An 18,731-nucleotide genomic window follows, 5' to 3' on the forward strand; every position below is an offset into this window, starting at 1 on the left:
CAGTCTGTCTCTCCTCTTTCAGTTCAAGTCCACTCGTTCTGGTCTGTGTTTCGGTCAGCCGAGAGATGCGCTCGTCGCTGCCGCCTTGGCGCGGCTCCGGCTACGGAGCTTCGTCAGCTCCGCGACCAGGCCGAGGTTCCCCTTGCTCAACCCATCGGTCACCCGGTCCAGGAAGATCGCCAGAATGACCACAGACACACCGGCCTCGACACCGAGGCCGACATCGAGCTGGGACAGCGCCTGGAAGATCTGCTGGCCAAGGCCGGGTGAGCCCACGACTCCGGCGATGACGATCATCGAGAGCGCCAGCATGATGACCTGATTGATGCCCGCCATGATGTTGGGCAGGGCGAGTGGCATCTGGATGCCACGCAAAACCTCACGCGGGGTTGCACCGAACGCCTGTCCCGCCTCGACCATCTCCTGGTCGACCTGCCGGATGCCCAGCTCGGTGAGGCGCACGCCGGGCGGCAGCGCGAAGACCACGGTGGCGATGACTGCGTTCGCGGGGCCGAGGCCCATCAGGAATAGTCCGGGCAGGATGTAGACGTAGGGCGGCAGGGTCTGCATGAAGTCCAGAACGGGCCGGATCGTCGTCGACACGCGGCGTGACCGGGCAGTCCAGACTCCCAGCGGAATCGCGATCACGATCGCGATGACGCTGGCGACGACGATCTGCCCCAGAGACTGGATCGTGGGTTTCATCTGGTCGAACCCATCGATCAGCAGGAAGCCGACGACTGCCAGAACCGCGGTCTTCCACCCCCGCGCCAGCCAGGCGATCACCGCGAACGCGATGACGAGCCCGATGACGGGGACGTTCAGCAATCCGTCGGTGATCCAATTGACGGGATGGTTGATGACCGACGCCAGGCCGTCGAAGAAGCCCTGGCAGTTGTCCTGCAGCCAATTGACGAAGTCATCGGCCCATTGACCGAGGTGAATGCGGGGCATGACGGTGCTCATCGGTCGTCTCCCACCGTTGTCTTGGCCAACAGGTCATTCGCGGAGTTACCCGCCGGAGGGCTGTTTCGTGGATTTGGCTCATGCGCGTCGTCGGTGTCGCGGACGCCGGTCTCGTGAGCGTCGACCTGGCCCAATGCGGCCAACAACGTGACACGCGGTATGACGCCACGCAGCTTGTTCTCGGCGTCCACGACCGGAAGTGGGAGCCGGACGTGCGCGGACGGGGTGAAGAGGTGCGCGGCCTGCTCGTCGACGGACACGGATGTCTCGATCGGCTCGACCAGCGACTCGATCGTCGGCAGGTCACGGTGCGCGGCGACCTTTTCCTCCATGACGAAACCCTGGAGGGTGCGGTCACGGCTGACGACATACAGGCCCGCCTGCTGGTGCTCACGCATCAGCTTCTGCGCGGCCTTCGGTCCGTTGCCGGTGCCCAGTGTGGCGACGGGCGGCTCCATGATCGAGCCCGCCGTCAAGACCCTGGTGCGGTCGACGTCGGCGATGAACTGCGCGACGTAGTCGTTCGCGGGATCGGTGAGGATCTCCTCGGCGGTGCCGATCTGCACGATCCGCCCGTTGCGCATCATCGCGATCCGGTCGCCGATCCGCATGGCCTCGTTGAGGTCGTGGGTGATGAAGATGATGGTCTTGCCGAGCTTCTGCTGCAGCTCGATCAGCTGGTCCTGCATGTCGCGACGGATCAGCGGGTCGAGCGCGCTGAACGCCTCGTCCATCAGCATGATGTCGGTCTCGGCGGCCAGTGCGCGAGCCAGGCCGACGCGTTGCTGCATACCGCCGGACAACTCGCTCGGCTTGTGGTCGGCCCAGCCGTCCAGGCCGACCATGCTCAGCGCCTCGCGCGCCTTCTCGTTGCGCTCGCTCTCCTTCAGACCCTTGATCTTCAGGCCGTATGCCGCGTTCTGCAGCACCGTCCGGTGCGGGAAGAGCGCGAAGTGCTGGAAGACCATGCTGATGTGCTCGCTGCGCGTCTTGCGCAACTGCGCGCCGCTCATCGCGCTGATGTCCTCGCCGTGGACGAGAACCTGTCCGGAGGTGGCCGGGTGCAGCCCGTTGAGCATCCGGATCAGCGTCGACTTGCCGGAGCCGGACAGGCCCATGACGACGAAGATCTCGCCCTCCTGGACCTCGAAGGTCGCATCGATGACAGCAGGTGTCACGGCGTATTTCTCGCGGAGTTCGGCGGCGTCAGCGCCTTCTTCGAGTCGCTTCACCACCTCGTCCGGTCGTCGACCGAAGACTTTGTACAGGTGTTGCGCCTCAAGCACCGACACGCCGATATTCCTCCTGCTAAGACAGCGGTATCCGGCCGGGGACGACACGGCCGGTCCCTCCACCGGACCATAAATCGGACACGTATCCAAATTATCGAGCCGATCGTTATCGGGCGGTTACGAACGGAAAGCGGCTCGAAGCAACCTCCCGCCGCCGGTCCGCGTCTTCATGTCAGAAGGCTCGGACACGACCTACCAAGGGGAACTGATGAATCGTCGGCAGGCTCTGCAATCACTCGCTCTGGTGTCGCTGGGGACCGCCCTGGCGGGGTGCTCATCGAGCTCTGGTGCAGCGTCAACACCGTCCGGTAAGGGTGGGAAATCGTCTGGCGCCACGGGAAATCCGGCCGATGTGGTCACTCCCGGCCGCAACGGTGTGCTGGCCGTGAGTGCCGCACGTATGACGCCCGGCCCGAACGCGCGGGCCGGGGCCGACCTGACCGATTTCGGGGTACAGGTGCTGCTCAAGACCGCCACGATCGGCCCGACCGACAACGGCTCGATCAGCCCCTACTCGATCTACACCGCGCTGGCCATGACCGATGCCGGCGCCCGGGGGACCGGTCAGCAGCAACTCGACAAGGTGCTCGGGGGAGACCCGCGGCGTCAGGCGGGCAACGTCACCGCGATCGACGCTGCGATCGCGACGGCGATCAAGGACAGCGGGAAGGGCAAGGACACCTCGGCCGTCGTGCAGGCCGCGAACTCGCTGTGGCCCGACAAGGAGCTGCCGGTGCGCAAGGACTTCCTGCACGAGCTGGCGACCGGGTACGGCGCGCAGCTGCACGTCGTCGACTACAAGGGCGATGCGGCGGGCGCCCTGAAGGACATCAACGGCTGGGTCAGCAAGCGCACGTACGGACTGATCCCGGAACTGTTGTCACCCAAGGAGGTCACCTCCCGCAGCCTGCTGGAGCTCGTCAACGCTCTCTACCTGAAGGCGTCCTGGCAGAAGGAGTTCGACGCCCCGAGCAGCCCGCGCGCTTTCACCACGGCCGCCGGCAAGCAGGTCCGGGTGCCGTACATGAAGGCCGCGTCCCGCACGCCCGTCGCAGCCGGTGACAACTGGCAGAGCGTCACGATCCCGTATGTCGGGGGCGGTCTGGCGATGACGATCATCCTGCCGGCGAAGGGCGCGTTCGGCGCCATACGCAAGCAGCTGGCGACGGTGCTGCCCAAGGCGGTCCAGGGCAAGGCGGACGGCAAGGTGACGCTGACGATGCCGCCGTTCTCCATCGACACCCGCAGCCAGCTGGTCGCAGCGCTGAAGGCGCTCGGGGTCCGCGAGATCTTCGGTGCGGGCGCGGACCTGTCGGGTATCGCCGGCAAGCCGGGCGACATCAAGGTCGACTCCGTGGTCCACCAGTCGATCGTGAAGGTCGACCAGCACGGCACCGAGGCCGCAGCGGCAACCGGTGTCGGCCTGGAACCGGGCGCCGCGCCGTCGCAACTGCCGAAGAAGATCGACGTCGATCGTGCGTTCTTCTTCGCGATCCACGACACCCAGACCGGAGCGCCACTCTTCCTCGGTCAGGTCGCCGATCCGAGCTAGTGCGGGCACGATTGGGCAGGGGGCGCGCGCTCTGGCAGAATGACGGGCGTACCCGTGCGCCTGTCGGCCCTCTCACCGTCGGTGTCGTACGCCTACCCCCGAGCAACGGTTCCCCGGTGTGTCCCCACCCCGGTCTCGCCGCTGCTCTTCACCATGTTGAAGGAGACCACACAAGTGGCCGTCAAGATTCGTTTGAAGCGCTTCGGCGCCATCCGCAACGCTCAGTACCGCATCGTCGTCATGGACTCGCGCACCAAGCGCGACGGTCGTGCGATCGAGGAGATCGGTCTCTACCACCCCAAGGAAGAGCCGAGCTTCATCAAGGTGGAGTCCGAGCGTGCACAGTACTGGCTGAGTGTCGGCGCGCAGCCGACCGAGCAGGTCGCCGCGATCCTCAAGGTGACCGGTGACTGGCAGAAGTTCAAGGGCGAGCCGGGCGCCGAGGGCACCCAGCGGTTCGCCGAGCCGAAGCCGGCCAAGAAGGACCTCTACGAGGCTGCCCTGGCTGCCGCGCAGAACGCCGCCGACGACTCCGGCAAGGGGTCGGCGACGACCACTCGCAAGAAGGCCGAGCCGAAGGCGGACGACACCAAGGCCGAGGCCAAGGTTGAGGAGCCCAAGGCTGAAGAGGCGCCGGCAGCGATCGCCGACGGCGGTTACGGCGCCGACTCCGCAGCACCGCTCGAGGACGGCGCCTCGCCGGACCCGAAGGTGTTCACGGTCAAGGGCAACAAGGACTCGATGAAGTTCCACACCGCCGACTCCCGGTGGTACGAGTCCACCGTTGCCGAGGTGTGGTTCAAGTCGGCCGAGGCCGCTGAGGCTGCCGGCTTCGCCGCGCCGGGTGCCAAGTCCGAGGACTGAGCCCGTGCTGGAGGAAGCTCTCGAGCACCTGGTCAAGGCCATCGTCGACAACGACGAGGACGTCACCGTGCGTCACTCGAACGGTCGGCGTGGCGAGCTGCTGGAGGTCCGGGTGCACCCGGACGATCTCGGCCGGGTGATCGGCCGTTCCGGTCGCACCGCCTCGGCGCTGCGTGAGGTCGTCAAGGCGCTTGCCGGTGGCAAGAACATCCGAGTGGACATCGTCGACACCGATAGGTAGGACACCCACTCGTTCGAAGGGGTATGGCGTGAGCAACTGCTCGCGGCATACCCCTTCGGCGTATGTGCGGTCTTTTGAGACGGATGCGCGCGAATGACTCGACAAGTGCATACTTTTGACGCAAACTTCGACTTCAGGAGCAGTAATCGTCAAAGATGCTCGCTCCGAATCGACTCGAGGAGTGGGTAGTGCGCAAGCATGAGCGGTTCAACGCGATCTTGGAGCGCATCGCCCAGGACGGCTCCATCGAGGTTGAGCAACTGGTCACCGATTTCGGCGTGTCCCCGGCGACCGCGCGACGTGACTTGGACGACCTCGCCGATCAGCAGCTGATCTCCCGCACCCGTGGGGGTGCGGTGGCCGGATCGGTCAGCTACGACCTACCGCTGCGCTACAAGAACGCCCGGCAGTCGGACCAGAAGCGCCGGATCGCCGATCACGCGGCGAACATGATCGAACCGCAGTCGGTGGTCGGCTTCAACGGCGGCACCACGACGACCGAGGTGGCACGCAGCCTCTCGTCCCGGGCGGACCTCGCCGAGGGAGAAGCCGGCGCCCTGCACTCGGTGACGGTGGTGACCAACGCGCTCAACATCGCCAGCGATCTCGCCGTCCGGCGGCAGTTGAAGGTCGTGGTGATCGGCGGCGTCATCCGGCCCCAATCCTTCGAGTTGGTAGGGCATTTCGCACGCCCGGTGATCGAAGCGATGACCATCGACCTGCTCTTCATCGGCGTCGATGCGGTGTCGGCGCAGTATGGCGCCGCGACACGCCACGACGACGAGGGCGAGATCAATCAGGCGATGGCGGGCCGCGCGCAGCAGGTGGTCGTCGTCGCCGACAGCAGCAAGCTGGGCAAGCGCGCGTTCTGCACGATCTGCCCGCCCGGCGAGATCGACACGCTGCTGACCGACGACGGCGCCGACCGCGCGGTGGTGCGGGAGTTCGAGGCCGCGGGCATCAAGGTCGTGCAGGTCTGAGGCACCCCGCTCCGCCCGCTGGCTATCCGGTCGGCGCAACAGCTCGCAGGAGGCGCTCGACCTCAGCTGCCATGGCGGTGCGGCCGGCACCCAGGTAGGGCCGCGGATCGACCTTTTCCGAGTCGGCCAGGTGCTCGCGCAGCGCCGTGGTGAAGGCGATGTTGAGCGCGGTGCCGACGTTGATCTTGACGATCCCGGCGGCGACTGCGGCCCGCAACTGCTCGTCGGGAACCCCCGAGGACCCGTGCAGCACCAGCGGCCTGCCGGTTGCTCGGCGCAGCCCGTCGATCAGGGCGTGGTCCAGGCTCGCCGACTTCTCGGTCATCGCGTGACTGCTGCCCACGGCGACCGCGAGAGCGTCGACGCCGGTGGCGGCGACATACGCCGTCGCCTCGGTGGGATCGGTCCGCACACCGGCAGTATGCGCATTTGCCGGAGAGCCGGGCTTGCCTCCCACATAACCGAGTTCGGCTTCGACGAACAGTCCGGCATCGTGTGCACGGCGGGCGACGTCCGCAGTCGCGGCGACGTTCTCGGTGTAGGGGAGTGCGCCGGCGTCGAACATCACCGAACTCGCCCCGAGCTCGGCTGCCCGCAGCGCGAGATCGGCGTCCGTGATGTGGTCCAGGTGTATGGCGAGCGGCACATCGGCGGCCCGCGCGATGGCAATGGTCGCGGCCATGATGGGCGCCGGGTCGCGATGGAAGGTGATCGAGTTGTGGCTCAGCTGCAGGATGCACGGGCGTCCGGCGGCGGTGGCACCGGCGGCGATGGCTTCCGCGTGCTCCAGCGTGACGACATTGAACGCGAACACGCACGAGCGCGAATCCGCTGCAGCGGCAACAAGATCCGACGTGGTGGAGAGTGTCACCTGTGGAGCTCCTCGACGGTTGTTCGTGTCTCGTGGTCGGTGGCGACCCGTGGGTCGATCAGGCCGGCGGTCGGCATGGCGACGGCTGCGGCGGCCCACGCGGACGCGCGACGCAGGCGGGTGGGCCAGCCGACTCCTTCAGCGGTCGACGCGGCCAGCCCGGCGGTGAACGCGTCCCCGGCACCGGTCGGGTTGCCGGTCACCGCTTCGACGGGGTGTGCGGCATACCGACCGGAAGGGGTCACCGCGACGACGCCGTCGGTGCCCCGGGTGACGACCGCTGCGGTCGCACCCTCCGCTCGTAGCGCCTCAGTCGCAGCCACGACTCCCTGCATGGAGTCGGTGGGTATGCCGGTGGCGGTTGCCGCCTCGTGCTCGTTGATCTTGACGATGTGCGGTCCGGCACTGAGGGCAGCGGTCAGGGCAGGTCCGTCGCAGTCGAGGATCACCGGCACGTCACCCTGGCGGCAGATGGCGACGAGCTGACCGTATGCGTCGTCCTGCATGCCGGCAGGCAGGCTGCCGGACAGCGTGACGAGCTCGGCATTCGCGAGGAGATCGACGAATACCGCTGTGAATGCTTCCCATTCGGTATCACTGACCGCGGGTCCTGGTTCGTTGAGGACGGTTGCGTCGTCGTCGGACACGATGGTCACGGTCTGTCGCGTCGGGGCGGCGATGGGCGAGAACCGGTGCGCGATCCCGGCATCGTCGAGTCCGGCGATCAGCTCAGCACCGATGCTTCCGCCGATCGGGCCGGTGACCAGCGCGGGAACCCTTTGCTGCGTCAGCACCGATGCGACGTTGACGCCCTTGCCGCCCGGCCGGCGACGAACCGCCTGCACACGGTGGGAGGTGCCCGGCCGCAGGGCGGAGACCGAATACGTCACGTCCAGTGCGGGATTGAGGCACACGGCCAGGATCACGGTGTCGCTCCCGCCGCGGCGCGGGCGAGGATGCCGGCACCCAGGAGCCCGGCGCGTTCGCCGAGGGGCGATGCGACCAGTTCCGGTGCCTCGCGCCACGGCATACCGGCTTCGAAGGCCGCACGGGTCGGTGCGAGCAGGGTGTCGCCGGCCCGGGACAGGCCGCCGGCGAGCACGACCCGCGCCGGGTCGGTGATCAATGCACCTGCCACCAGCCCACGCGCGAGCGTCGCGGTCACGACCTGCCACACCGCCGCGGCGTCCGGGTCGTCGTCGAGGTGGGCGACGATCTCGGTCGGGTCGACGGAACGGCCGGTGCGTTCGGCATACAGGCGAGCAACTCCGCGGGCCGAAGAGAACATCTCCAGGCATCCGAACGCGCCGCAACGACAACGGGTTTCAAGGTCACCGACCGGAATGTGCCCGATCTCGCCGGGTATGGCGGCAGCTCCGCGCACGACCACGCCGCCGGAGACCACCACGGCCGCGATGCCCGTCCCGAGCACCACGATCAACGCATCCGGCACGTCCTGAGCCGCGCCCACCGTCGCTTCGGCGAGGCCCGCGGCCTGCACGTCGTGGCCGACCGCGGTCGGCAGACCGACCGCATCGCCGACGATGTCGCGCAATGGCGCGTCGCGCCAGCCGATGTTGCTGGCGTAGCGCGCGATGCCGGCCTCGGTGTCGACGACCCCGGGCACGACCAGGCCGACCGCGCGCACCGGGGCGCCGGCCGACGCCGCGGCGTCCGTACGCTCGCAGACGAGGTCTCGGATGGCCGCGACGACCGCGTCGGGGCCGTCGTCGAAGGGAGTTGGGACAGCGCGTCGCAGGCTCTCGCCTCCAGCCGCATCGAGCACCGCGGTCTTGATCGAGGTCCCGCCGACGTCGACGGCGAGGACCGGATCACGATCCGTCAAGCCTTTCGATCGCGCCTCTGTCCTCGCCTCCGGGCCTCGCTCGTCCCTCCCTCGATCCTCGGCGACGTCGTCGCTCAAGACAGCACCACGGAGCGGGTTAGCGCGCGCGGCTCGTCGGGGTTCTTGCCGGATGCCTCGGCGAGGGCGACGGCGACGCGCTGCGCCGTCGTGAGGGCGGCCATCGCGTCGGTGTCGGTCTGCACGAAGCGCGCGCCGGTGGCGGCGACCTGCTCGGCCAGTCCTTCGGGTGCAGCGCCGAAAAGCCATACGACAGAACGCTCGTCGACGACGCTGATCGGGCCGTGGCGGAACTCCATTGCCGGGTAGGACTCCGTCCAGGTCTGCGACGCTTCGCGCAACTTGAGTGCGGCCTCGTTGGCCAGGCCGACGGTCCAGCCGTCGCCGAGGAAGCTGAACTGAGTCGCCCGCACCAGCTCGTCGGCGAGGGGCGCAGCGAGTTCGGACTCGGCGTCCGCGATCGCGGCGGTGAGGTCTTCACCGAGCGCGGCGCGCCACCAGGCGAGCACGCTCGTCGCGAACCGGGTCTGCACGACCGACTGTTCGTCGGCGAAACCGAGCAGTACGTGGTGCGTGGCGAGTGGCACCACCGGGTGTCCGGCCTCGGTGGTCACGACGGTCGAGCGCTGCTCGGGGCCGAGCGCGCGCAGCAGCTCGATCACTTCGCTCGTCGTGCCGGACCGCGTGATGGCGACGACGCGGTCGTAGTGGCGGCCGACCGGGAACTGGGAGGCGGCGAACGCGTCTGTCTCACCATGCCCGGCCTGCTCACGCAGCACCGCGGCCGACTGCGCCATGAACCACGACGTGCCACAGCCGACGATCGCAACACGCTCACCCGTGCCGGGCATCGCCTCGGCAGATTCGGGCGTTGCGGCGACTTCGGCGGCTCGGCGCCATACCTCGGGCTGGCTGATGATCTCGGCGGCAACGTGCGACACGGTCGGACTCCTTCTCGGTGATGCGGGATCGTCGATCGTGTCGACGGATGACGGTTTATGCGCGATATGCCGGATTTTAGCGCACCTTCGGTCATGACTTCGTGCGGTTGGCGCAAGTTGGGCCGAGCGGTCACGCTGGCCGATTGCCGCCGGCGGCCGTGGTGTTCGATGGACGACATGACGGACGTGGCGGACATAGCGGACATGGTGCTGACCGATGCGCGGGTGCTGACTCCCGACGGGATCATCGACGGCGGACTCCGCGTCTCGGGCGACCGGATCGACGCCGTGGGACCCGAACTCACCGGTGGCGAGTCCCTGGCCGGAGCGCTGGTGGTGCCCGGTTTCGTCGACATACACGTGCATGGCGGGGGCGGCCATGACATGAGCGCCTCGGCCGCCGACATGACGAGTGCGGTGCGCTTCCATCGCGGGCACGGCACGACCACCTCGCTGGTCTCGCTGGTCACCGCATCCGTCGACGCACTGTGCGAGCAATTGAGCTGGGCGGCCGATCTGGCCGAGGCCGGCGAGATAGCCGGCGCGCACCTGGAGGGGCCGTTCCTGTCCCACGTGCGCTGTGGCGCGCAGAACCCGGACCATTTGCTCGAGCCGGACCTGACCGCATTCGCTCGCCTGGTCGAGGCGGCCCGCGGTCACCTGCGCGTCATCACCATCGCCCCGGAGCTGCCCGGAGCGCTCGAACTGATCGACGCGGCAGTGGACGCGGGGGTCGTCGCCGCGGTCGGGCACACCGACGCGTCATACGAGCAGGCGACCGCGGCCTTCGAGCGCGGCGCGACGCTCGCGACCCACCTCTTCAACGGCATGCGCCCGATCCACCACCGAGAACCGGGTCCGGTGCTCGCGAGCCTCGACGCAGGCGTGCCCTGCGAGACCATCAACGACGGCATCCACCTGCATCCGGCCGTGTTGCGGGAAGTGCTGGCGCGCGGTGCGGATCGGCTGGTGCTGATCACCGACGCCATCGACGCGACCGGTGTCGGCGACGGTGAATACGTGCTCGGTGGCCAGCGCGTCTGGGTGCGCGACGGTGCGGCTCGGCTGGAGAACGGTTCCCTTGCGGGCAGTTCGCTGACCATGGACAGCGCGTTCGCGCGTGCCGTCAGCGACGGCGTCACGGTGCAGCAGGCATCCGCCGCGGCCTCCGCGAACCCGGCGCGCGCGATCGGGCTCGGCGACCGGGGCGAACTCGTCCCGGGCACACGGGCCGATTTGCTCGTCCTGGGTGCGGACCACGCCGTGCAGCGGGTCATGTGTGCGGGCGAGTGGGTGGAGACCGCACAATGACGGACATGAATGACGTCCTGATCGCTCGGATCGGCAAGCCGCACGGACTCAAGGGAGAGGTCACGGTGCGGCTGCACACCGATGCTCCTGAGGAGCGGTTCGTCATCGGCACGACATTCCGCGCCGACCCGGCGGCGAAGGGTCCGCTGACCTTGCGAACGCATCGTGTGCACAACGGAATTCACCTGCTGTCCTTCGAGGAGGCCACGGACCGAACCGCCGCCGAGGGACTGCGGGGTACGCAACTGCTGGGCGCGGCGCAGGACAGTGACGACGACGAGGATGCCTGGTATGCCGAGGACCTCATCGGTCTGGCGGTCGTCGACCCGCAGGGTGCCGAGCTGGGCACGGTCGTCGAGTTGCACGACCGGCCGGTGCAGGACCTGCTCGAGGTGCGACTCGTGGGTGGTCGGACCGGGTTCGTTCCCTTCGTCGAGCAGATCGTCCCGGAGGTCGACATCGAAGCAGGGCGGATCATCGTCGATGCTCCTCCCGGGCTGCTCGACCTGTCGGAGGCGTGACGATGCGGATCGACGTCATCACGATCTTCCCCGATTACCTTGCGCCACTTGACCTTTCGTTGATCGGCAAGGCTCGCCGCGACGGTCGGATCGATCTTCGGGTGCACGACCTGCGTGACTTCACCCACGACAGGCACCGCACGGTCGACGACACGCCGTATGGCGGGGGTGCGGGCATGGTCATGAAGCCCGCACCCTGGGGTGAGGCGCTGGCGCAGGTTGCCGGGGAAGCCGATGCCCGGCCCGTCCTGATCATTCCGGGCCCGGGCGGCGATCGCTTCGACCAGTCGATCGCGCGCGACCTCGCCGAGCGGGACCACCTGGTCTTCGCCTGCGGCCGCTACGAAGGCATCGACGAGCGTGTCTACCAGCGCGCCGCCGCCGACTTCGACGTGCGGGTGCTGTCGCTGGGCGACTACGTCCTCAACGGTGGGGAAGTGGCGACCCTGGCGATGACCGAGGCGATCGCGCGGCTCATCCCCGGTGTCATCGGCAACGCGCAGTCATTGGTCGAGGAGTCACACGAGGACGGCCTCCTCGAATACCCCGTCTACACCAAACCCGTGCACTGGCAAGACCTTTCGGTCCCCGAGGTGCTGCTGTCGGGCGACCACGGGAAGATCGCGTCGTGGCGTCACGAGCAGCGTCTGCAGCGCACCGCCGCTCGCCGACCGGACCTGTTGCCGACCGCGGCCGCTGCGTCCGCCGCCGACCTGCAGATCACGGTCGCAACCCCGGCGGATGCCGGCGAACTGCTGACGCTGACCCACGCGTGCTGGCTGCGCGAGGGCATCGTCAACCAGTCGCTGAACATCCCCGCCCAGCACGAGACGCTCGAGTCGCTGACCCGATCACTGCGCGCGTGGACCACGTATGTCGCCCGGGTCGACGGGCGGATGGTCGCGTCGGTCCGTGGTCGCATCGACACTGCCGGCGGGCAGGGCGAGACCGGGTGGGACATCGGCCGGCTGATGGTCGCCCCCGATCTGCGCGGCCGGGGTTTCGGCCGAGTCCTGCTGGACTTCATCCAGCAGGCAGCGCCGGACGGGGTCACGTCATACAGCCTGACGACCGGCGAAGGTAGCGCGGACAACCAGCGGATGTATCGCAAGGCGGGTTTCCGCATCGTCGCCCGCGGCAACCCGGAGGGCACGGTCACGCTGGCGAAACGCCGCCGCCCAACCGATTGAGCGGCGTACCAGATCATTGAGCGGCATACGAATCGCACTGGATTTCGTACGCCGCTCAATGCGGGAGTATGCCGGTCGATCGGACTGTCAGTCGCCGGTCATGCTGAAGTCGAGCGCAGGGGGAAGCGGCCGGTCCGGACAGACCGCACGCCACAGGTCGCCGATCGCCTTGTCGCCCTCCGCGAGGTCGGGCACCTCGAGGTCGACGAGCAGTGCGGCGGCCTCGGCCTCGCGGCCGAGCGCGTGCAAGCTGCGCGCCCGCAGCAGTCGCGTCCGACCGTGATCGCGCAGCGCGGGCGACGCGGTGTCGATGACCCGTAACGCGTCGGCCGGCCGATCGGCGTCCAGCAGCAACTGGACGTGCTCGGTCAGCAGGCCCCGCGTCCTCGGATCGAGGTCGCGGGCGCGCTGGTAGAACGTGGCCGCCTCGTCGGTGTCGTCGGTCAGCGCCGCCAGCCCTCGCAGGGCGACCGCGCTCTCGCGCTGCTCGATGCTCGCGCAGTAGAGCTCGCGAGCCGTCGCCGCTGCGCCGGCCAGATGGTCGATCACGCCGAGCGCGTAGGAGCGCCACCAACCCTGCGGTGAGTCCTCGATCGCCCGCTGCCAGCGACTCGAGATCAGCGGAAGGAGCGGCTCGTCGACGGGGTCACCGGCCAGCATTGCGGCCGCGAGCCGGCTGTCGTCGTCGACCGCAGGAAAGCTGAGTCCCTCGGGCGCGGCTTGCTCGCGAAGTGTCAATTCGACCTGGCCCCAACCGGATCCGTTGTGCAGCGCGGACCGCGGCGCCCGGGTCGCATAGTCGGCCAGCCAGCGCTGATGCCATTCCTCGAGGTCATCGATCGGCGCGACGGACTCGGCCGCATCGGCAGCGCACTGCGCGGCGGTCGCGAAATCGCCGGACGCAGCTTCGGCCGGCAACGATGCTGCCCCGAACGCTTCGGTCCACGAGCGCTGTGACGATCCGTCGATCAGGTCGTGCTCGAGCTGCGTGGCGCAGACCCCGGCCTGGATTTCGGCATACGCCTGATCGTTGACCAGCCAACGCTGCCAGCGCCTCCCGCCCGGCGCGTGCCCCCAGAGGAACAGCTTGCGGCCGTGCAGCTCGTCGGTCGACGTCTGGCAGAAGCCGCTGCCATCGGCCTCGACCGAGGTGATCGAGCGGCCGCGCTGCTGCGCCACATCGAAGAAGTAGTCGGCCGAGGCCGACGAGGCGGCCGGGTAGCTGATGTCGGTCGAGTCATCGGGGTGGGGGACCGGCACCCGGTCGAGCGAACCGGAGTAACTCGTCCGCCAGGCGTGCGTCGCCGGAGTGAGCACGCGTGTCGCATCGCTCTCGGGAACGGCGATGTTGGTCCAGTAGTAGAGCGGCTTGTCCTCGCCGTCGGGGTTGATGACCCGGGTCGACGCGAGCAGCCGGTCGCCGGCGAGCGTCAGGTCGAGACTGAGGATGAGGTCGCGCGTGCGTTCCCACTCCCACAGGCGCAGCGCCTCGCCGGTCGGCGAGTCGACGACCGCCGCGTGCATCGGCCGGCAGGTGGTGGTCGCGTGACCGGTCGACCCGAGGTTCCACTCGATACCGCCCGCGAACCAGGCGTCGGTCAACGCGAAACCGGCGAAGCGCAACCGCTTCGGCACCAGCAGCAACTCGCGATCGGCGCGCAGGTCGCGCAGGGACCACACCCGGCCGCCGAGGCCGGGCAGCACGGTTGCACGCAGGATGCCGTTGTCGAGTGTGATGGACGGCAGCTCCAGCGGTTGGTCGCCGCGGTCGTAGTCGCTCTGCACGCCATACGGAAGGGGAGTGTGCAGGCGCCCGCGGGCGACGCGCTCGCGCATCGCTTCGGGTGCATCGGCGGCGAGTGAGGTGGTGGACATCGCGCGCACGGGGCGGTATGCCGGGAGTGAGCTGGTGGGGCCCAAAGTTGCGCCGGACACGGCGAGGCGTGTGGCCCGTACTCGGGTGGTTGCGGCAGAGTTGCCGGGATAGTCGGTGAAATGCATCAGGCCTCGCGTGGTCGCGGTGATGAAGTGGTGGAAAGACAGTGCGGCCCGGTGGGGTGCCGTTGCCGATCTGTGATCGTTTATGAGCCGAAAGCGGCACATACTGGCAAAACTAATCATATTCTTGCGGGCGTACAGTCACCGGCTTCTCGGAGGCCGGACCCATCCCAGGCTGTGCCTTGGCTAGTTCAACTGGAGGTAACGCGGCCATGACTCACATCGACTCAACGGTCAAACGCCGGACAGTCATGCGCACTGCGCTGGCGGCCGGCCTCGCACTGCCGGTCGGGGGCGCACTCGCGTCCTGTGCCGGTGGCGGCAGCGGTGGCACGGGCAGCGGCGGCGGCAAGAAGTCGGCGACCGGCAAGACGTCCGCCGACAACCCGTTCGGTATGGCGGCCAAGAGCAAGGTCGACGCCGTGATCTTCAACGGCGGCTACGGCGTCGACTATGTGACGTTCGCCGGCAAGGTCGTCGAGAAGAAGCACCCCGGGAGCACCGTCAAGGTGTCACCGTCGACGCAGATCGCCCAGCAGTTGCAGCCGCGCTTCGTCAGCGGCAACCCGCCGGACCTGATCGACGACTCCGGCGCCAACTCGATCGGCCTGAACACCATCGCCGACAAGCTCGAGGATCTGAGCTCGGTGCTCGAAGCGAACAACTTCGAGGGCAAGAAGATCTCCGACACCCTCTACCCGGGTGTCAAGGAACGTGGTCTGGTCGGAGACAAGATGGTCGCGCTCAACTACGCGATGACCGTCTACGGCCTTTGGTACTCCAGCAGCCTGTTCGAGCAGAACGGCTGGACCGCACCGAAGACCTGGGACGATCTCATCGCCCTCGGTGCCAAGGCGAAGGCGAAGAAGAAGTACCTCTTCGTCTGGGGCAAGGAAGCCTCCACCTACTACCGCACCCTGCTGATCGATTCCGCGGTCAAGGAGGGCGGCGACGAGGTGCGGCTGGCGCTGGAGAACCTCAAGCCCAAGTGCTGGTCACTTCCGGCGATCCAGGGTGTCCTGGCCAAGATGGAGGAGATCGTCAAGAAGGGCTACATGAAGCCGGGCGGTGCCGGCACGCAGTTCACCGCCGCCCAGGCGCAATGGAGCAAGGACCAGTCGGGGATCCTTTACCCCTCCGGTTCGTGGATCGAGAACGAGATGAAGTCCCAGACCAAGGCGGGCTTCAAGATGGTGGGCATCCCGGAGCCGACGCTGACCAGCTCGAGCAAGATGCCGTTCGAGGCGCTCAACGCAGCACCGGGCGAGCCGTTCGTCGTCCCCAGCCAGGGCAAGAACGTCGCCGGAGGCAAGGAGGTGCTCCGCGCGATGCTCTCCAAGGACGCCGCCACCAACTTCGCCAAGACGAAGCTGGCGCCGACCATCGTCAAGGGCACCGTGCCCGCCAGCGGCTTCGGCTCGACCGCCCTGCAGTCGCAGATCAAGATGCTGGACGCGGCCGGCGACAAGGTGTTCAACATCCGTTTCGTCGACCTCTACGGCATGAACCCGGACCAGTTGAACCCCTGGAACAGCTTCCTGTCCGGGCAGCTGGACGCCAAGGGCCTGACCAAAGCGATGCAGCAGGTCACCGACAAGGTCGCGAACGACTCCTCGGTCAAGAAGGTCGAGATCAAGTGACCGGAGTTCCGGTCGCAGCGCCTGCCACCACTCCCACGCGGAGTGGTGGCAGGCGCATGCGTCCGTCGCGCATCGGCTTCCTGCTGGTGACGATCGGCCTGCCGCTGGTCATCTACATCGGCCTGGTCATCTGGCCGTTCATCCAGGCGATCTATTACTCGCTGACCGACTGGGGTGGCTTCTCCGCCTCGATGAACTTCATCGGGCTGGACAACTACACCTACATCTTCGGCGACGACATCTTCCGCCAGACGCTTCGCAACAACATCATCCTGGCCATCGTCGTGCCGTTGCTCACGGTGGTCCTCAGTTTTCTGCTGGCGACCATGGTGACGGTGGGCGGTTCGAGCACCGGGGCGGTGCGTGGGCTGGGCGGCTCGTCGATCTATCGGATCGTGTCGTTCTTCCCCTACACGATTCCGGCGATCGTCATCGGCGTCATCTGGGCGCAGATCTACGACCCCTCCAAGGGCATGCTCAACGGTGTGCTCGAGCACCTGCCGTTCGGCCTCGGTGCTCACTTCGCCTCGTTCGCCTGGTTGGGCAGCGTGTCGACCGCGATGCCGGCGTCGATCTTCGTCATCATCTGGGGCTTCGTGGGCTTCTACATGGTGCTGTTCGTGGCCGCCATCAAGAGCATTCCGTCCGAGTTGTATGACGCCGCCCGCATCGACGGTGCCGGACGGCTGCGCAGCATGTGGTCGGTGACCCTGCCGATGGTGCGCGAGACCGTGCAGACTGCATACATCTATCTGGGTGTGGTGGCGCTGGACGCCTTCGTCTACATGGCGGCGCTGAATCCCACCGGCGGCCCGAACAACTCGACCTACACGATCTCGCAGGACCTCTACAAGACCGCGTTCACACAGGGACACTTCGGCCGCGCCAGCGCCATGGGTGTCGTCCTCGCCGTGCTCACCCTCGCGTTCGCAGGGATCGTCTTCGGCGTCAACCGGTTGATCGTTGGGAGAGAGAAGTGACTTCGAACCTCGACTTGAGCAAGCCGAGCGAGCCGCCGACGACGCCGACGTCCGGCGACCAGCCCCCCACGGTCCCCGCCCGCCAGGTCCGTGCGGGCAAGCGCGAACCCGGCGAGCTCGGGATCGTGATCGGCTCGCACGTGGTGCTGATCTTCTGGACGCTGATCGTGGTGCTGCCGCTGGTCTGGACGTTCTTCTCGGCCACCCGGTCGACGAGCGAGATCTTCTCCGGGCCCTGGGAGATGCCGCACGACGTGTGGGGCAACATCAGCAGCAACTTCTCGTCGGCGTGGAACGACTCGGGTCTCGGCCGTGATCTGCTCAACACGGTCATCGTGGTCACCATCGCGCTGGTCCTGGTGATGGCGCTGGGCTCGATGTGTGCCTATTCGCTGGCGCGCTTCCCGTTCCGAGGCAGCAGATTCGTCTATTACCTGATCCTGGCGGGCAACACGTTCCCGATCTTCCTGGCGATCGTGCCACTGTTCTTCGTGCTGAAGAACCTCGGGCTGCTCAACAGTTTCCCCGGGCTGATCCTGACGTATGTCGCGTTCGCCTTCCCCTTCACGGTGTTCTTCCTCTATCCGTTCTTCCGGGCGCTGCCCGCGGAGATCGCGGAGGCGGCCGAGTTGGACGGCGCCGGCGACTGGCGCACCTTCGTGCAGGTGATGGTGCCGATGGCCCGGCCCGGCATCGCGGCCGTGGCGATCTTCAACTTCCTCGGCCTGTGGAACCAGTTCCTGCTGCCGGTGGCGTTGAACACCAACGAGAAGAACTATGTGCTGTCCCAGGGGATGTACAACTTCGTCTCCTCGGCGGGTTACGAGGTCAACTACGGCGCTCTGTTCGCCGGCGTGGTCATCACGGTCGTGCCGGTACTGATCGCCTACATCATCTTCCAGCGGCAACTGCAGGGCTCGCTGTCACAGGGAACGATCAAGTAGCACCCGACGCACGCCGAGGGCAACGGGCCGATTTCACCTGTGGACCGTCCCTCTGGCAGTATTACGAGAGCGCCTACCGGACCCGGCCCCCGCCGCAGGGGGAGTACGACGGTGGTTCACCACCCGAGCATGTGGCTGCACGGCCGGCGGCGCACCCGACCACGTTCGAATGGCGACGACCTGCGGCGTCCCGAGGAAGAAGCACGTCATGCACAAGTTCGATGAGCTCGACGCCGCGCAGCTGCGCACCGACATCCCCGACTTCCGCGCCGGTGACACCCTGAAGGTGCACGTCAAGGTCGTGGAAGGCACGCGCTCGCGCGTCCAGGTGTTCCAGGGCGTCGTCATCCGTCGCCACGGCGGCGGCATCGGTGAGACCTTCACCGTGCGCAAGGTCAGCTTCGGCTGCGGTGTCGAGCGCACCTTCCCGGTGCACACACCGGTCATCGAGAAGATCGAGGTTGCGACCCGCGGTGACGTGCGTCGCGCCAAGCTCTACTACCTGCGTGACCTGCGCGGCAAGGCCGCCAAGATCAAGGAGAAGCGCGAGACCCCGGCCAAGCAGGCCTGAGTCCC

General features: G+C 67.5%; 18 protein-coding genes. 11 read left to right on the forward strand and 7 right to left on the reverse strand.

The features are described 5' to 3' along the window. Window positions 1-54: 54 nt before the first annotated feature. The gene (locus VG502_RS10000) at window positions 55-966 is read right to left on the reverse strand and encodes an ABC transporter permease (protein WP_325549901.1); all 912 of its coding nucleotides are present in this window, start codon (window positions 964-966) and stop codon (window positions 55-57) included. Further along, a complete protein-coding gene (locus tag VG502_RS10005) occupies window positions 963-2,258 on the reverse strand; it encodes a quaternary amine ABC transporter ATP-binding protein (RefSeq protein WP_325549902.1) in 1,296 nt (431 codons plus the stop codon). Before VG502_RS10005 ends, VG502_RS10000 begins: the two co-directional genes overlap by 4 nt. Before the next feature lie 385 nt (window positions 2,259-2,643). Between VG502_RS10005 and VG502_RS10010 the strand changes: the two genes are divergently transcribed. The 4 genes from VG502_RS10010 (at window position 2,644) to VG502_RS10025 (ending at window position 5,895) form a co-directional block, all read left to right on the forward strand. Beyond that, window positions 2,644-3,810 (forward strand): serpin family protein, encoded by a 1,167-nt coding sequence (locus VG502_RS10010; protein ID WP_325549903.1) that lies wholly within the window; start codon window positions 2,644-2,646, stop codon window positions 3,808-3,810. Between the two features lie 174 nt (window positions 3,811-3,984). Next, window positions 3,985-4,674: a 30S ribosomal protein S16 gene (rpsP, locus tag VG502_RS10015; RefSeq protein ID WP_473964766.1), complete on the forward strand. Its 690-nt coding sequence runs from the start codon at window positions 3,985-3,987 to the stop codon at window positions 4,672-4,674. Between the two features lie 4 nt (window positions 4,675-4,678). Further along, entirely contained in the window at window positions 4,679-4,915 is a 237-nt protein-coding gene (locus VG502_RS10020; protein ID WP_325549904.1) for an RNA-binding protein, read from the forward strand. Between the two features lie 188 nt (window positions 4,916-5,103). Beyond that, window positions 5,104-5,895, forward strand: coding sequence for a DeoR/GlpR family DNA-binding transcription regulator (locus VG502_RS10025; protein ID WP_325549905.1), 792 nt, complete (start codon window positions 5,104-5,106; stop codon window positions 5,893-5,895). Window positions 5,896-5,917: 22 nt separating this feature from the next. Here VG502_RS10025 and VG502_RS10030 read toward each other — a convergent pair whose 3' ends face one another. The 4 genes from VG502_RS10030 to VG502_RS10045 all read right to left on the reverse strand — a co-directional run bounded on the left by VG502_RS10030 (window position 5,918) and on the right by VG502_RS10045 (window position 9,571). After that, window positions 5,918-6,766, reverse strand: a complete 849-nt coding sequence (locus VG502_RS10030) for a class II fructose-bisphosphate aldolase (RefSeq protein WP_325549906.1) — start codon at window positions 6,764-6,766, stop codon at window positions 5,918-5,920. Next, the gene (locus tag VG502_RS10035) at window positions 6,763-7,692 is read right to left on the reverse strand and encodes a 1-phosphofructokinase family hexose kinase (protein WP_325549907.1); all 930 of its coding nucleotides are present in this window, start codon (window positions 7,690-7,692) and stop codon (window positions 6,763-6,765) included. The genes VG502_RS10030 and VG502_RS10035 overlap by 4 nt, the downstream gene beginning before the upstream one ends. After that, window positions 7,689-8,612, reverse strand: coding sequence for an ROK family protein (locus VG502_RS10040; RefSeq protein ID WP_325549908.1), 924 nt, complete (start codon window positions 8,610-8,612; stop codon window positions 7,689-7,691). Before VG502_RS10040 ends, VG502_RS10035 begins: the two co-directional genes overlap by 4 nt. Window positions 8,613-8,686: 74 nt before the next feature. Next, window positions 8,687-9,571, reverse strand: a complete 885-nt coding sequence (locus tag VG502_RS10045; RefSeq protein WP_325549909.1) for an SIS domain-containing protein — start codon at window positions 9,569-9,571, stop codon at window positions 8,687-8,689. Window positions 9,572-9,748: 177 nt separating this feature from the next. Here VG502_RS10045 and nagA point away from each other — a divergent pair, with 177 nt between their 5' ends. The 3 genes from nagA to trmD are packed head-to-tail and all read left to right on the forward strand — an operon-like array spanning window position 9,749 to window position 12,593. Further along, entirely contained in the window at window positions 9,749-10,882 is a 1,134-nt protein-coding gene (gene nagA / locus VG502_RS10050; protein WP_325549910.1) for an N-acetylglucosamine-6-phosphate deacetylase, read from the forward strand. A gap of 5 nt (window positions 10,883-10,887) precedes the next feature. After that, window positions 10,888-11,403: a ribosome maturation factor RimM gene (gene rimM, locus VG502_RS10055; protein WP_325549911.1), complete on the forward strand. Its 516-nt coding sequence runs from the start codon at window positions 10,888-10,890 to the stop codon at window positions 11,401-11,403. A 2-nt stretch (window positions 11,404-11,405) separates the two neighbouring features. Next, on the forward strand, window positions 11,406-12,593 hold the full coding sequence (trmD, locus tag VG502_RS10060; protein ID WP_325549912.1) for a tRNA (guanosine(37)-N1)-methyltransferase TrmD: 1,188 nt from the start codon (window positions 11,406-11,408) through the stop codon (window positions 12,591-12,593). A gap of 87 nt (window positions 12,594-12,680) precedes the next feature. On the opposite strand, the gene VG502_RS10065 is transcribed toward trmD, so the two are convergent. After that, the gene (locus VG502_RS10065; protein ID WP_325549913.1) at window positions 12,681-14,468 is read right to left on the reverse strand and encodes a DUF5107 domain-containing protein; all 1,788 of its coding nucleotides are present in this window, start codon (window positions 14,466-14,468) and stop codon (window positions 12,681-12,683) included. Window positions 14,469-14,803: 335 nt separating this feature from the next. Between VG502_RS10065 and ngcE the strand changes: the two genes are divergently transcribed. The 4 genes from ngcE (at window position 14,804) to rplS (ending at window position 18,726) form a co-directional block, all read left to right on the forward strand. Continuing rightward, window positions 14,804-16,231, forward strand: coding sequence for an N-acetylglucosamine/diacetylchitobiose ABC transporter substrate-binding protein (ngcE, locus tag VG502_RS10070; RefSeq protein WP_325549914.1), 1,428 nt, complete (start codon window positions 14,804-14,806; stop codon window positions 16,229-16,231). Between the two features lie 56 nt (window positions 16,232-16,287). Further along, window positions 16,288-17,211, forward strand: coding sequence for a carbohydrate ABC transporter permease (locus VG502_RS10075; protein WP_325549915.1), 924 nt, complete (start codon window positions 16,288-16,290; stop codon window positions 17,209-17,211). A 122-nt stretch (window positions 17,212-17,333) separates the two neighbouring features. Beyond that, a complete protein-coding gene (locus tag VG502_RS10080) occupies window positions 17,334-18,155 on the forward strand; it encodes a carbohydrate ABC transporter permease (protein WP_414655723.1) in 822 nt (273 codons plus the stop codon). 208 nt (window positions 18,156-18,363) lie between these two features. Then, window positions 18,364-18,726, forward strand: a complete 363-nt coding sequence (gene rplS, locus VG502_RS10085; RefSeq protein WP_325549917.1) for a 50S ribosomal protein L19 — start codon at window positions 18,364-18,366, stop codon at window positions 18,724-18,726. Window positions 18,727-18,731 lie beyond the last annotated feature (5 nt).

Origin of the sequence: Flexivirga sp. (assembly GCF_035551235.1) — a bacterium.
In the GTDB taxonomy this organism is placed as follows: Bacteria; Actinomycetota; Actinomycetes; order Actinomycetales; family Dermatophilaceae; genus Flexivirga.

Bases quoted from the DNA above. Each gene is read 5' to 3' on its own strand.
- ngcE (WP_325549914.1), top strand. From the start codon at position 14,804: ATGACTCACATCGACTCAACGGTCAAACGCCGGACAGTCATGCGCACT.
- VG502_RS10000 (WP_325549901.1), bottom strand. From the start codon at position 966: ATGAGCACCGTCATGCCCCGCATTCACCTCGGTCAATGGGCCGATGAC.
- nagA (WP_325549910.1), top strand. From the start codon at position 9,749: ATGACGGACGTGGCGGACATAGCGGACATGGTGCTGACCGATGCGCGG.
- rimM (WP_325549911.1), top strand. From the start codon at position 10,888: ATGAATGACGTCCTGATCGCTCGGATCGGCAAGCCGCACGGACTCAAG.
- trmD (WP_325549912.1), top strand. From the start codon at position 11,406: ATGCGGATCGACGTCATCACGATCTTCCCCGATTACCTTGCGCCACTT.
- rplS (WP_325549917.1), top strand. From the start codon at position 18,364: ATGCACAAGTTCGATGAGCTCGACGCCGCGCAGCTGCGCACCGACATC.
- VG502_RS10075 (WP_325549915.1), top strand. From the start codon at position 16,288: ATGCGTCCGTCGCGCATCGGCTTCCTGCTGGTGACGATCGGCCTGCCG.
- VG502_RS10065 (WP_325549913.1), bottom strand. From the start codon at position 14,468: ATGTCCACCACCTCACTCGCCGCCGATGCACCCGAAGCGATGCGCGAG.